The sequence below is a fragment of the Sphingobacteriia bacterium genome, assembly GCA_017304685.1.
Classification (GTDB): domain Bacteria; phylum Pseudomonadota; class Alphaproteobacteria; order Rickettsiales; family 33-17; genus JAFKLR01.
The window spans coordinates 463,320-476,301 of the sequence record JAFKLR010000003.1 but is presented as its reverse complement, the minus strand read 5'-3'; the positions used below and the strand labels follow the sequence as shown (position 1 = coordinate 476,301).

11 protein-coding genes are annotated in these 12,982 nt (G+C 28.0%); 5 read left to right on the top strand and 6 right to left on the bottom strand.

Features of this window, described 5'->3' with window-relative positions; genetic code table 11:
• Positions 1-128 precede the first annotated feature (128 nt).
• Complete coding sequence (locus J0H68_02245; protein MBN8827507.1) at positions 129-1,475, top strand: hypothetical protein; 1,347 nt, start codon at positions 129-131, stop codon at positions 1,473-1,475.
• Between the two features lie 151 nt (positions 1,476-1,626).
• Positions 1,627-2,883: a hypothetical protein gene (locus J0H68_02240; GenBank protein ID MBN8827506.1), complete on the top strand. Its 1,257-nt coding sequence runs from the start codon at positions 1,627-1,629 to the stop codon at positions 2,881-2,883.
• Between the two features lie 5 nt (positions 2,884-2,888).
• Here J0H68_02240 and J0H68_02235 read toward each other — a convergent pair whose 3' ends face one another.
• Positions 2,889-4,058 (bottom strand): multidrug effflux MFS transporter, encoded by a 1,170-nt coding sequence (locus J0H68_02235; GenBank protein MBN8827505.1) that lies wholly within the window; start codon positions 4,056-4,058, stop codon positions 2,889-2,891.
• A 5-nt stretch (positions 4,059-4,063) separates the two neighbouring features.
• Positions 4,064-5,275: a multidrug effflux MFS transporter gene (locus J0H68_02230; protein MBN8827504.1), complete on the bottom strand. Its 1,212-nt coding sequence runs from the start codon at positions 5,273-5,275 to the stop codon at positions 4,064-4,066.
• Between the two features lie 246 nt (positions 5,276-5,521).
• Between J0H68_02230 and J0H68_02225 the strand changes: the two genes are divergently transcribed.
• Both J0H68_02225 and J0H68_02220 read left to right on the top strand, forming a co-directional pair.
• Positions 5,522-6,127, top strand: a complete 606-nt coding sequence (locus tag J0H68_02225; GenBank protein ID MBN8827503.1) for a ribonuclease HII — start codon at positions 5,522-5,524, stop codon at positions 6,125-6,127.
• 207 nt (positions 6,128-6,334) lie between these two features.
• Positions 6,335-8,728, top strand: a complete 2,394-nt coding sequence (locus J0H68_02220) for a hypothetical protein (GenBank protein ID MBN8827502.1) — start codon at positions 6,335-6,337, stop codon at positions 8,726-8,728.
• A 3-nt stretch (positions 8,729-8,731) separates the two neighbouring features.
• On the opposite strand, the gene lptB is transcribed toward J0H68_02220, so the two are convergent.
• Positions 8,732-9,448, bottom strand: a complete 717-nt coding sequence (gene lptB / locus J0H68_02215; GenBank protein ID MBN8827501.1) for an LPS export ABC transporter ATP-binding protein — start codon at positions 9,446-9,448, stop codon at positions 8,732-8,734.
• Positions 9,449-9,612: 164 nt separating this feature from the next.
• Between lptB and J0H68_02210 the strand changes: the two genes are divergently transcribed.
• Positions 9,613-10,578, top strand: coding sequence for a hypothetical protein (locus J0H68_02210; protein ID MBN8827500.1), 966 nt, complete (start codon positions 9,613-9,615; stop codon positions 10,576-10,578).
• A 60-nt stretch (positions 10,579-10,638) separates the two neighbouring features.
• On the opposite strand, the gene lptA is transcribed toward J0H68_02210, so the two are convergent.
• From lptA to J0H68_02195, 3 genes are read right to left on the bottom strand one after another with little or no spacing between them, the layout of a single operon-like run.
• Positions 10,639-11,199, bottom strand: a complete 561-nt coding sequence (lptA, locus tag J0H68_02205; protein ID MBN8827499.1) for a lipopolysaccharide transport periplasmic protein LptA — start codon at positions 11,197-11,199, stop codon at positions 10,639-10,641.
• 32 nt (positions 11,200-11,231) lie between these two features.
• Positions 11,232-11,828 carry an LPS export ABC transporter periplasmic protein LptC gene (lptC, locus tag J0H68_02200; protein MBN8827498.1) on the bottom strand — a complete coding sequence of 199 codons (597 nt, stop codon included), beginning with the start codon at positions 11,826-11,828 and terminating at the stop codon, positions 11,232-11,234.
• A complete protein-coding gene (locus J0H68_02195; protein ID MBN8827497.1) occupies positions 11,821-12,855 on the bottom strand; it encodes a KpsF/GutQ family sugar-phosphate isomerase in 1,035 nt (344 codons plus the stop codon). Before J0H68_02195 ends, lptC begins: the two co-directional genes overlap by 8 nt.
• Between the last annotated feature and the right edge of the window lie 127 nt (positions 12,856-12,982).

Genomic DNA, 12,982 nt, shown 5'->3' with positions numbered 1-12,982 from the left:
TTTATGATTTATAAATAATTTTCATTGTTCAAAAATTTTACTAATATTTTAATTTAAAAACTTTTCAAATATTTACTTACATAATTAATAATTTATAATTATCCAATAAACTCAATTTATGGTTAATTATGCTTCAAGGTAACTTTTCCCCAAAAAAAACTATAGTAATTTTCGACAAAATAAATGACACTTTTTATAAAGCCTTTAAAGAAGTAATTAGTCATAATATTAGAATTATAATACCTTCTCAAAACCAAGAAAATGATTTAATACATTTTGAATTTGAAAATATAACTTGTGATGGTGTTAATGAAATAGTTGTATTTAATTTTCATGCAAGTTTATTTGAAATAGAAGAATTCATTAAAATAAATAAAGTACATCCACTTGAATGTCATAATAATAGACATTTTCAAGTTAGCTTATTAATTTCGATTATTACAAGTTATGAGCAGGAGGTTTTACATCTTTCATATTTAGATCCAAAAAAAAAGAAAAGAGAAAAAAGCATTTTAGATTTTTATATAAAAAAACCTTATGCATTTTGCCTTTTCTATGAACATATTTATATTAAAGCACAGGAAAATCCCTTTACATACCCTAATTTTAGAGAATTGACTCCATCACAAGCTGATGCTTTAATTAATTTTGTCCATTTAAAAAATAAGTGGCCTAAATGTTTAGTAAAAGCATTAACACACGAAGACCTTAATGAAAAAGATAAAATTGAATTTAAAAAAATTGTTTATAACTATATTATAAACTTTCATCCTAGGTTTAATAATACAGAAATCTTAAATCCTCATTTAATAAGCTCATTTATTAAATTAAAAACCTCATTTGATTTTACTTCAAAATTTACTGACGAAATTACAAAACAGGAATATCCTAACGCAATAATATTTTTATTAGCATTAGAAAGAGCTGATAAATTTCAATTAGCAAAAAACCTTTTTGATTCTTTACTTAAATCGAAGCAAAAATTAATAATTGAAGAATTGAAAACAAATATGGAATACGTAGAAATTATTAATGAGTTTAATAACAAGCATAAATTATGGAAGATAATATCTAGTCCTGCACCAATTCAAAGTAATCCATTTGCTGAAATCGACGCTCCCTCTCCTTTTAAAACTACATTACCAGCGCACCTTAAAAGAAAAGAAACTTCTTTTGATATTACTCGAATACAGAAAAGCGGTGATTTTACATTTCTAGAAAACCCTACAAATTTAAATTCCCCTCGCAACTCAAATTCTAATAATAAAATTCATTACACAAGTTATATTAAAAGAATTTTAATAATTGGAACTTTTTCTATTCTTTGTGCAATTGGCATTAAATTTGCTGTAAAATCATTTACTTCTAAGAATGAAGAAGCATCTTTGTTAAATAATATAACAAATAAACTTGCTAATAGCTTTAATAGGTTTAATTTGAAGCAAAAAATGCCAAATATACGAAATAAAAGCTAAGGGGTTTTCTTTAGGAAATTTTAAAGCTAATATTTTCAATATCTTAAAAGAGACGTAACAATATGTTAAATTATAGTTAATATATTATCTTTACTTAACTGATTATTTAAGTTATAATACCTTAAAATTAATAAATATTTATGGTATTATAATGCAACAACAGCATTCAAATCAAAATGAAATTAAACCAATTTTTGACCCGCAAGGTAATTTTCAAAATGTAGTTGATGATAATTTTTATAGAGATTTTAGATTAATTCTTACAAATCATAATAATCAAAATCCTGAAGTAATACTTAATAACAGGTTTAAAGAGTTTTTATATAAACTCTTTAAACCTGTTATTAAGACAGTTAAATTTGATATTATAAGAAATGGGAATGTCAAAACTTATCATTGTAGAATAGAAGATTTTAATTTAGATGAATATATTAAAAATAACCGAGAGCATCCTTTATTTCACTATAGTAATCAAACTGCGAAAAATCAAAATCTTCCAATCGGTGATTTATTTGATATTATTACTTCTAATAATACAAAACCTTTTAAACTAACATATAATGTTTATACTAAGGATTTGGTAGGAAAGACAGTTGAAGAGTTTTCTGTATTTGATATTTATTTTAAAGGCAATCACGTTCAAGAATTTATTGAATTTTATCAAGCTGTTTATAAGAAAAATAAAGAATTTCCAAATATTTATCCGGAACTTATTGAATTAAGTAATGATGAATTAAAAGCAATTTATGAATTTGCTAAAGGCCAAGTTGAAACCAAGAATGAAATTACAATTGGTAAAACTAATTGGGATGCTTATTTAATAAAAGCTTTAACTAAACAGCCAATAAATGATGATGATAAAAATGATTTCGATAAAAATTTACATAATTACTTTATAAATTTACATCATAAAATCAATAAATCAGAGAAAAATAAAATTGATAAGAACCTATTTCAAGCTTTTCAAAAGTTAGGGTTTAATCTAAATTTACTAGAAAAATTTAATGAAACTAGCTTTAATCAAAAAATTTACTCAAATGTATTTACCTATTTATTAGATTTAGAGAGGGATGATTGTTTTGAAATTACAAAATCTTTATTAGATTCATTAAATACAAAAGAGAAAAAAAGGGTTATTGAAACTTTGAAAAACTCAAAAGAGTTAACAATTAATATTAATTGTTTTAATGACAAATACAAACTATGGAAGAAGCCAAGTTACATTAGAGATGTTCTTACAATCGCATGCTTTGCACTTTGTGCTTATATGGGGGTAAATATAACAAATAAATGGCTCAGTAACAACCCTGAAACTAGAAAAGTGATAACTGATTTAAGTAATAGAGTTGTAAGTTACTTTAATCGTGAAACTATAAAATCAAATATATCTAAAATAATAGGTAGATAAAACTATTATATAAAATTTCTTTTATAATGGTTTAAGATAAATGCAATTAAACTTGCTGTAGTAATCATAATGCCAATTGGTAACATTGTACCATTATAAAATTGACTAATTATAATTACACCTAAGCTCCCAAATAACATTTCGGACGCACCCATTAATGCAGCGTGAGCTCCGGTATTTCTATTTGTATATTCAAGCGCTTTTACAGTTGCATTATCTAAAATTAAAGCTAAACCAATTCCTGCAGGAATTTTTAAAACTTGGGCAACAATAGGAGTGAGTGTAAAAAAGTAACTACTTACAATTAAAGAAACACCTGTAGTTAACGTTAAATAAATCCCTATCTGAAGCATTTTATTTACACCATAATAGGTAACATATTTTTTATTAAAAATATTTCCTAAAATATACATTCCAACGCCAAATGCATAAAAATATCCATATTGTTCTACAGGTAAATTCATTCCCTCAAGATATATAAATGGAAGGTTACTTATTTCACCTAAGAACCAAAATATTGTTATAACTTTTATAAAAGCGAAAATTAAAAAGTGCCTGTTATTAAGCGCAATACGATATTTAATTATTATGTTTTTTAATGAGAATTGCTTAGAAAGGTTTCTATTTGTTTCAGGTAGATATTTATAGGTAAATAAAAGTATTAAGAAAGAAATAAAGGCAAGCAGGTTAAACACTAATTTCCAATCAGAACTTTTTGCAATAAAACTACCTATGATTGGCGTAACAGCAGAAGATAATCCCATTACTAAGCTAACTTTTGACCATACTTTTGAACTTTTTTTAGTATCATATAAATCATTTATAATACTCATTCCTAGAATAAGAGCTGAACCTGCCCCGATGCCTTGAATAAACCTTATAAAGATTAATAAGCCTATAGAATTTGCAAATAAGCCTAAAAAATTTCCAAATGTAAAAATATATAAACTTATAGTAAGAATAGGTTTTCTTCCGTAATAATCTGATAAAGGCCCATAAATAAGGGCTGACAAAGCTATACCTATTAAATACAAACTCATGGTTAACGTGGTTAGCTCCTCATTAACTTTAAAAAATTCGCTTATTACAGGTAAGTTTGGAGCATATACATCGGTTGCAGCTTCCGAAACTGCGATAATAAAACCTATAAGTATTGGAATGAGTTTTTTATTCATTTTCTTTAATTAGTAAGTACTGGCTTAGGCTCATTAGATTCATCTTTTGGAAATTTTTGTAAAAAGTATAAAACAATGGCAGCGCTAATTGAAGAAAGTAGCATTACTATTGCAAGCGGCAAAGTTGTACCATCATAGAATTTACTTACTACCATAATTCCAATACTACCTACAATCATTTCAAACGCCGCCATTAATGCAGCTGCAGCCCCTGTATCTTTTCCAACAGTACTTAGAGCTTTAGTAGTAGCATTTCCAAATATTAAAGCAATTCCAAAAGCTGCAGGAATTTTACAAATTTGAAAAGCCCAAGGGTTCATGTTTGCTAAAATGTTTCCTATAATTAAGATAACACTGCTTATTATTGTAAGTGCAACTCCTAGGTTTAACATACGGGTTATACCTAAGTAGCTTACAAATCTTTGGTTAAAAATAGTACCTAATGTATAGATAACTACTCCAAAGGCAAAGAAATAACCATAGTAACCCACATCAAGCCCCATACCATTTATAAATATAAATGGCAAATTACCAAGTTCACCCCAGAGCCAAAAAAGAGTAGCAATTTTTAAAAATATGAAACCAAAATAATATGGATTAATAACTAATTTTAAATAAGTTTTGATAATATTTTTTACAAATACTCTTTCAATTACATTCTTTTTATTAGTTTCAGGAAGTAGGAAAAATAAAGCTATTAATCCTATAATACCACTTATAGTTACAAGTAAAAAAACCGCTTTCCAATCATATTTATCTGCAATAATACTTCCAACGATTGGACCAATACCAGGTGATAAGGCTACAATCATTCCTATTTTTGAAAGGATTTTACTATATTTTTCACTATCAAAAACATCTCGTAAGGTTGAAATTCCAATAACAAATGCTGCGCCACCCCCTAGTCCTTGAATAAAGCGGAAAATAATTAAATATTCAATCGAGTGAGCAAAAAGACTTAAAATGCTACCAAAAACAAATCCGCTCCAGCTTATTAATAGAATTGGTCGTCTACCATAATAGTCGGATAAAGGACCGTAAATAAGGCCAGAAAAAGCTATACCAATTAAGTTAATACTCATAGTTAGAGCAGTAACCTTTTCAGTAGTATGAAAATATTCACTTATAGCAGGTAGACTCGGTGCATAAATATCAGATGCAGAATCAGCTAGGGCAACTAAGCACCCTATTAAATATGGAAGATAATCTAAACGCATACAAAACTCATATAATTTATAAATAACACTTATCAAATTTCAATAAACTAAATTAAGCGTAAGCCTCACACTTTTTAATAATTTTTAGCTTTTAAAAGAAGCAATACTTTGTGTGCGTTAACAAAATTCGTAAAAACAATATTTAAATTTAGTTAGTTAATTGATGTTACAATGATATTAATTTAACTTCAAGTAAGTTTAAAATATTTTCTTGCGAATTTTATAAATTCCCCTTAAATAACTGATATGTTTAGTGTTTTAGAAGAAAAATATAATTATTCTGTTATTGGAATTGATGAAGCAGGCCGTGGACCATGGGCAGGCCCGGTGGTTGCATGCGCTCTCCTATATTCTGATAAGATTCCTGAAAATGTTAACGATTCAAAACAATTGTCAGAAGTAGCTAGAGAAAAACTCTACCCTCTTCTTCTTCAAAACTGCGCTTACGGAATTGGTGAAGCAAGCGTGGATGAAATTGACGAATTAAATATTTTAAATGCCACTAAACTTGCCATGGTGAGGGCTTACGAAAATTTAGGAAAAACCGCAAACATCATACTTGTTGATGGTAATATGGTTCCTAAATTCCCTAATAACGCGTTGTCAGAATTTGTTATTCAAGGTGATAGTAAAGTCAAAGCAATAGCCGCGGCTTCCATAATTGCTAAAGTTTATAGAGATAGGCTTATGTATAAACTTCATAATGACTTTCCAGAATATAACTGGGCAAGTAATAAAGGCTATGGAACTAAAGCTCAAATTGAAGCCATTGAAAAATATGGAATAACTATTCACCATCGTAAATCTTTTAAACCTATAAAAGAAGCTATCCTCAAATTAGAAAACGCTTAAACGTTAACTATAATTAACTCATAGATTTTTTACAATAACTTAATGTAATACTTTAAATAACTTTTACAAGCTATTGATATATTTAAGTATTTTTATTTAATTAATTTTTAAACCCCATCTTAAAGTTCCGTTGACAGATTAACGCTATTAATATATAATTAACTAAATTTTAAAATAAATATTTATTCACATTTTACGGTATATTTTATGTTTCAAAGACTAGTTAAAGCATTCTTATCCTTATCAACGAGAACACGTGGTTTTATATTTGCTGGACTATTCACTAGTAGTAGTATTATAGGATATTTTGTTTATAAAATAATTTCAAAAACACCTCCTACTATTCATACAAATGAGCCAGAAAATTCAAATTTGGCTGATAACAATTTAATTGATGGAGCAAAAGATAAAGCTCCAAGTGTAACTCAATCTACTGGCACCTCTAAATCCGTTAAAGAACGTAGGAAAAGATATGCAAAAAAGAAACCTAGTGATACAAATAATGATACAAATACAGAATTTTCTGATACCAATGAAGAAGATATCCACTCATTAGGACCAAATTTTGGAATTAATACAGCAAAAGAAATTCTTAAAGGTTTAGGAGATTTTTCAATTAAAAACACTCCAAATTATTCTGATAATGACATTAATTATGATAGTGATATTGATAATGAAATAGAAATTAGGAAAGATGGTAAGCTTTTTGTAACTGACGAAGGAAGTGATAATGAAAACCCTACATTAGTTATAAATAATGTAGATGATGATACTTTTAACGCTACAATGGTAATTAAAGATTCTTCATCTGAAGAAGAAGGCTATGAAAGCGATACCGGTACTGTTGTAATAAACAGCAATAAAAGCGTTAAATACGATGATGAAAACTCAACCGATACTACTAAAATCGTTATAACTTCTAAAGATCATAGCATCAAAGATATTAAGGAAGAAAATAGCACAGTTAAAAATAAACCTAAACCAAACGCTCTACGCCAAGTTAGAAATGGCATGGCTAAAGCAACTCATCATAGAAAACAATCTAGCTATATTGGACAACAAACTTTAAAGGATTCAGATGTCTATTTATTTGCTCAACATTTATTCGATGACCCTAATATTGATAGCGCAGAATTATCTAAAGATTTAGATAAACTTTTTAAAGAAAAATTACCAGCAAGTGAGGTAATATGGAATTTTGCAGGTAATGAGCTTAGAAAAGACTTATTATCAAAATCTTTATTCTTATCTTCTTTAATTATGCAAGATAAGTTAATAAATAATGTTTTCTTATCTCATTTAGCTCATGATTTATTACAGGATAGATCTTACTTTTTTAATAACTATTTTTATATTGGAAGAGCGTTACAACCAATGGATGGTTATAAAAATAGATTAGGTATTTTAAGTAGATGGTTTACTAATAAAATAGAATATCATGGAATACATTGGTATTTAACTGATGAAGAAAAGCTTGAGAAAGAGCAGTCTCAATATAACCATCCAACTCTTCCTTTACAAATTGTAGATGATAACACAGGAGCAAAAGCTAAAGTTGAAAGACATCAAAGGAAAAATGAAGGGATATCGAAAAAAAATAGTTTAAGAGTAATAAGAGAATTAGGATTAAATCCTAATAATAAATTTGCCTATGCAAGTCTTGATCAATTATTTAATAATAAAGAACATAAAATATGTCCTTATGCACTCGCTGAGTCAGTTGTTATTTCATCTTTCTTAGGCATAACCAAAAATTTCTTAGGTGGAGGAAATGAATTAAATCAATTTGGATTTATTAAAAATAAGGAAGGAAACGGCACAGCCAAATCAAAAGCTGCAAAACGAATTTATTTTTACGAAGGAATAAACCTCGAACAGTTAAAAAAATTATTTATACGTAAAAAAGATAAAATTAGTTTTAATTCTAATCATCAGTTTATAGCTACTTTAGGAAAAGAAGAAGTAAACCTTATGAAATATTTTGCTTCTCTTCCAAGTGAGGCTGTAGAACAAGCTTTATTCAATTTTGTATATAAAATTGAAAAACATTTAGAAGAATTCAAAGCTGTTTATCAAGAAAGATTTAACGATACCATTGATAGGTTAAAAGAAGTTGAAGTAGCCTATGATGAACAATCTTTAAATGCAGAAAAATTTAAAATTCATAATATTGATGATGCAAGTGCTAAGTCACAACAATTTATGGAAACTAAATATAAAGAATTAAAAGGATTAGCTGGTTACTTAAAGAAAAAAGTAATTGGAAAAGATAAAGATCTTAAAAATAGATATGAACAATACAAACCACTTAATGAAGTTAGTTTTAACTCTAAAGATAAAGTTAAAACCTTATTCAAAGAAAATAATGAAAAATTCAAATATAAGTCCTCAAACAAATTAAAGTTGGAACATGTTCAAACAGATAACTTTAGAAATGGTCAGGAAAACAATAATAACCATAATTTTAGAGATCAAAATCAACCTAATAGTGCATCTCTAGAAGATGTAAAAGCTAAATTAATTGAATATTCTAAGAGAATGTATTTAAGCGCTATAATAAAAGTAGAAAACAAAGGCGATAAAAATTCACCAGCTAAATAAGTTTTAAAACTTTTCGCCTAAATATACTCTTCTAACGTCTTCGTTTTGGATAACTTCGTTAGGTGTGCCGTGCATTAAAATACTTCCATCGTGAACTATATATGCACGGTTCACTATTCCAAGTGTCTCACGCACATTGTGATCTGTAATTAAAATTCCAATATCAATATCCGCTAAGTAATCAATTAGGTTTTTAATTTCGTTTACTGCAACTGGGTCAACCCCTGCAAATGGTTCATCTAGTAAAAGAAAATGGGGTTTGGCTGCAATGGCACGAGCAATTTCAAGCCTTCTTCTTTCTCCACCTGAAAGAGTGGTTGAAAGAATTTTTCTTAAATGTCTTAATGAAAACGCTTCTAAAATTTCTTCTAGCGATATTGCTCTTTGAGTAGTTGAAGGCTCGACAACTTCAAGAACTGCCATTAAATTTTCTTCAACGGTAAGACCACGAAAAATTGAAGCTTCCTGAGGTAAATAACCTAAGCCTAAGCGAGCTCTTCTATACATTGCCATAGTAGTAATTTCATAATCACCCAAATAAATTTTACCATCATCTGGGGCAATTAACCCTGCTATCATATAAAAACATGTTGTTTTACCAGCGCCATTTGGTCCTAAAAGCCCTACTATTTCGCCTCTTTTAAGTTCTAGAGAAACATCCCTTACAACCATTCTATCACCATAGAATTTTGCTAAACCTTCTGCGTGTAAAACCGTCATTTTCTTACCAATATTTTAATTAGACATTAAAATATATTTTTTTATATGCGTTTAATCAAGGATAAATGTTTGAAAAATAGAAATTCTTAATATTTGATTAATTGATAATTTTGGATTAGCATGTCTTTTATATAATTATATAAAATATATTAAAGGTAATAAAGATGATTATAAAAGACGAAAATACAGTAAATGCAGCGATTGAGCATGTAAATAAATCTGAACGCACTGAATTAGCTTTATTTATAGCACCACCAAAAACCTCAGATTTTTTTGAGAGCTATAAATTTTTTATTACTAAAGAAACAATTATGGAAGAAATGAAAAAAAATAATTCAAATCTTTCTTCACATAATTTCTCTACTGAACTTTTTAGTGAAGAAAACTTAAAAGTAGTTTCTCAGTTTGTTAAAGAAGGCATTATTATAACTTTTGAAAATAATGAACAATTAGCTGCAAATATTGAAAAATTTCTTAAAGGTATTAAAACTTGTAAGGGCTTAACCATTAATGGGTTTGAATTTAGTGATGAAAAGCAAAATAGCTCAATTGCAGAAATAATAGCACACTTTATTAAAACTTCTAACTTAAAAAAACTTCGTTTATTTCAAACAAGTTTTGGTGAAGAAAATAATTACAAAATAGTTTCAGCTATTAATAGTTCTCACATAAATTCTTTAATGATGGATAACTTTTTGAAGCGTGAAGAATTATATGGCTTAATTAAAATTCTTGAGGGTAATGAAACCATTAGAACTTTATATTTCAATTATAAAGCTGAAACTCCAACAGAAAACTTCCAAGATAATATTAAAATCATTGAAGCACCATATCATCAATTACTTAAAGTTTGTAATGAAAGTAATTTTACACTTCAAAATATTTATGTATGCGATGAAGAAATGTATAATAATTGGGGTAATAGATTCTTTAATGTATTAAGCGGTCATTTTAAAAGAATTGGTGAAAGAAATTCACAAATAGTTGAATTAAAAGCTGAAGAAACTAATTCTGAAAAAAATTTAAAAGAAATTGCAGAAACAAAAGGTGAGCCACAAGAACGTAAACTTGAAAGCTTTAGAAATTATGCTGAAAGAGCTTGCGCAAGTTCAATTTATCTTGATTTTTAATTGCATCCATAAAAAAAGGAGCTAAATAGCTCCTTTTTTCTTTATAGCGTTTAATAAAAACTATTCTTTAGGCATTATAACTGCTTTAACTCTTTTCTTTTGCTCATGATTAACAAGATGCTTTTCTTCACCAAAAATACTTGCTTTATTTGATGCTAAATCGTACATAAGCCTATTTCCATAAAGTTCGGATTTATCTTGAACGAGTTTTACATTGCCAAACATTTCAAGTTGTTTACGCTCTAAATTATAAATGGCTTTATCAGCAAAAGCTTTTTTATCAGGTGAAGTTAAAATAACATTTCCTACAGCATCGATTTTTACAATTTTACGATTCCCAAAACCTTGATTTGAAAGTTCAGCTTTAGCTTCTTCTGCCGGCTTTTTATCATCCTTTTCTGCTTTAAAATAGTGGACAATAATTTTATTAGATTTTATTTCTGTATCGTCTTGATTAACTATAACATTTCCTGAAAATGTCGCCTGATTTTTCTCTTGATCAAATTCCAATGAATCAGACTGAATGCTTACAGGTGAATTGCTTTTAGGTTTAACAATTTTATCATCTGCATAACTAAAGGAAACAATGGTGGAAAGGAAAAATGTAAATAATAATCTCATAACTCTCTCAGAAATAAGTAAAAATTGATAATTTATTGATAGATTACCATTTTTACCGGTCCTGTAAACTGAATATTTTTACCATGCTTAGTAATTTTTATTCCTGTTGCATTAAGTGTAACTTTTTCGCTAAATAATTCTACAGGGGCAGTGCTTTCAGCAACACCTTCTTTTAAGTAAAGCCTTACTTTATCAGTTTTAAATTCTTCAGCATTATTAGTAAAAATTTGTACAGCGCCTACTAAATCAAGTGTTGAATTATTATTACCTAATATCCCCTGCTCTGCTAAGGCTGCTACCCATTTTCCAGAATTTGAAAAAGCTTCAGCAGTTAAATCGACTAACTTCACTTCATCTTTATTAACTTCAAAAGCTTCTTTTGCCATTACATTATAAGGTTGTTCTTTATCATCATATCCGTAAAGTACTGGGTTCCTGATTATTTTATCTAATTTTTTAATTTGGTTATTAACAACAGATTTAAAAACAATTTTGTTAGTATTAGAATTAAACGTCATGAATAAACCAAGGCTTACAATTATTGAAATAAAAATTGATAAGCAAAGAACTTTAAAAACGAAAGCTTTACTTTTAGAAGATATTTTATTTATTAATAACGCTTTATTCATCACCTACCAATTTTATAATATCATGTATATGTAACATTCCGACTATGTTCTTATCTTCATCCACTACAGGAAAATTTGTAATTTTTTTATCTTTAATAATTTCAAAAGCTTCACTAATAAGCATGTTAGGAGTTAAACTCCTAGGATTTTTTGTCATTATATTATGAGCAAATTCTGACAATAAGTTTTCATGCATATGACGACTTAAATCTCCGTCAGTAATAACCCCTACTAAATGTCTATTACTATCAACCACGCAAGCACAACCAAGTTTTTTATTTGAAATTTCAATTATCACTTCTGACATTTTTTGGTTTTCATATACTAAAGGCAATTCATCTCCCTTATGCATAACTTCGCCAACAAGTTTTAAAACACTTCCTATTTTACCACCAGGATGCAATTTTGCATAATCATCCTTATTGAATTCAATTTCTTCCATCATAAGCACGCTAATGATATCAAATACTACTAAGCTTAAAGCAGTTGAAATAAAAGGCGCTGGTAAATCTGTTGGTTCTTTAACTACAGGTAATTTTAAAACTACATTAGAGTTCTTTGCTAATACTGAAGTCGTATTAGAAACTATTGCAATAATAGGACAACCTATATTTTTAGCATAATACATAACAGGTAATAATTCTGCACTTTTCCCAGAATATGATACTAAAAACAACGCATCGTCTTTAGTAATCATCCCTAAATCACCATGAGCCGCTTCTGAAGGATGCACAAAATATGCAGGTGTTCCGGTAGATGCAAGGCTTGCTGCCGCTTTTTTAGCTATAAAACCACTTTTACCTATTCCGCACGTTAAAATACGCCCACGTTTTTTCTTAATTAATTCAATAGCTTGCGTATACGACTCATCTATTAAGTCTTCTAAATCATTAATTCCTTTTTTAAAACAGCCGGTTATTCCCAAAATTCTATTTTTATAATTTTCTTTAGTTTCAACAATTTGCGGTTCTTGTTCAAACTCGCTCATTAAAATTTCTTTTAAATTCATTGTATTAACATGGGGCATATTATTTACACTTATATTAAACTTTTTTTATATTTTTGCAACAATTAATATATTTTAGTTAAGAACTTATAATACATAATTTCCATTGAAATTATTATAGTTTTAATCAATTTTCAATAACTTAAAG

Excerpts from the sequence above, each read along its gene's own strand:
- J0H68_02245 (MBN8827507.1), top strand. The coding sequence starts at position 129 with ATGCTTCAAGGTAACTTTTCCCCAAAAAAAACTATAGTAATTTTCGAC.
- J0H68_02240 (MBN8827506.1), top strand. The coding sequence starts at position 1,627 with ATGCAACAACAGCATTCAAATCAAAATGAAATTAAACCAATTTTTGAC.
- J0H68_02235 (MBN8827505.1), bottom strand. The coding sequence starts at position 4,058 with ATGAATAAAAAACTCATTCCAATACTTATAGGTTTTATTATCGCAGTT.
- J0H68_02230 (MBN8827504.1), bottom strand. The coding sequence starts at position 5,275 with ATGCGTTTAGATTATCTTCCATATTTAATAGGGTGCTTAGTTGCCCTA.
- J0H68_02225 (MBN8827503.1), top strand. The coding sequence starts at position 5,522 with ATGTTTAGTGTTTTAGAAGAAAAATATAATTATTCTGTTATTGGAATT.
- J0H68_02220 (MBN8827502.1), top strand. The coding sequence starts at position 6,335 with ATGTTTCAAAGACTAGTTAAAGCATTCTTATCCTTATCAACGAGAACA.
- lptB (MBN8827501.1), bottom strand. The coding sequence starts at position 9,448 with ATGACGGTTTTACACGCAGAAGGTTTAGCAAAATTCTATGGTGATAGA.
- J0H68_02210 (MBN8827500.1), top strand. The coding sequence starts at position 9,613 with ATGATTATAAAAGACGAAAATACAGTAAATGCAGCGATTGAGCATGTA.
- lptA (MBN8827499.1), bottom strand. The coding sequence starts at position 11,199 with ATGAGATTATTATTTACATTTTTCCTTTCCACCATTGTTTCCTTTAGT.
- lptC (MBN8827498.1), bottom strand. The coding sequence starts at position 11,828 with ATGAATAAAGCGTTATTAATAAATAAAATATCTTCTAAAAGTAAAGCT.
- J0H68_02195 (MBN8827497.1), bottom strand. The coding sequence starts at position 12,855 with ATGCCCCATGTTAATACAATGAATTTAAAAGAAATTTTAATGAGCGAG.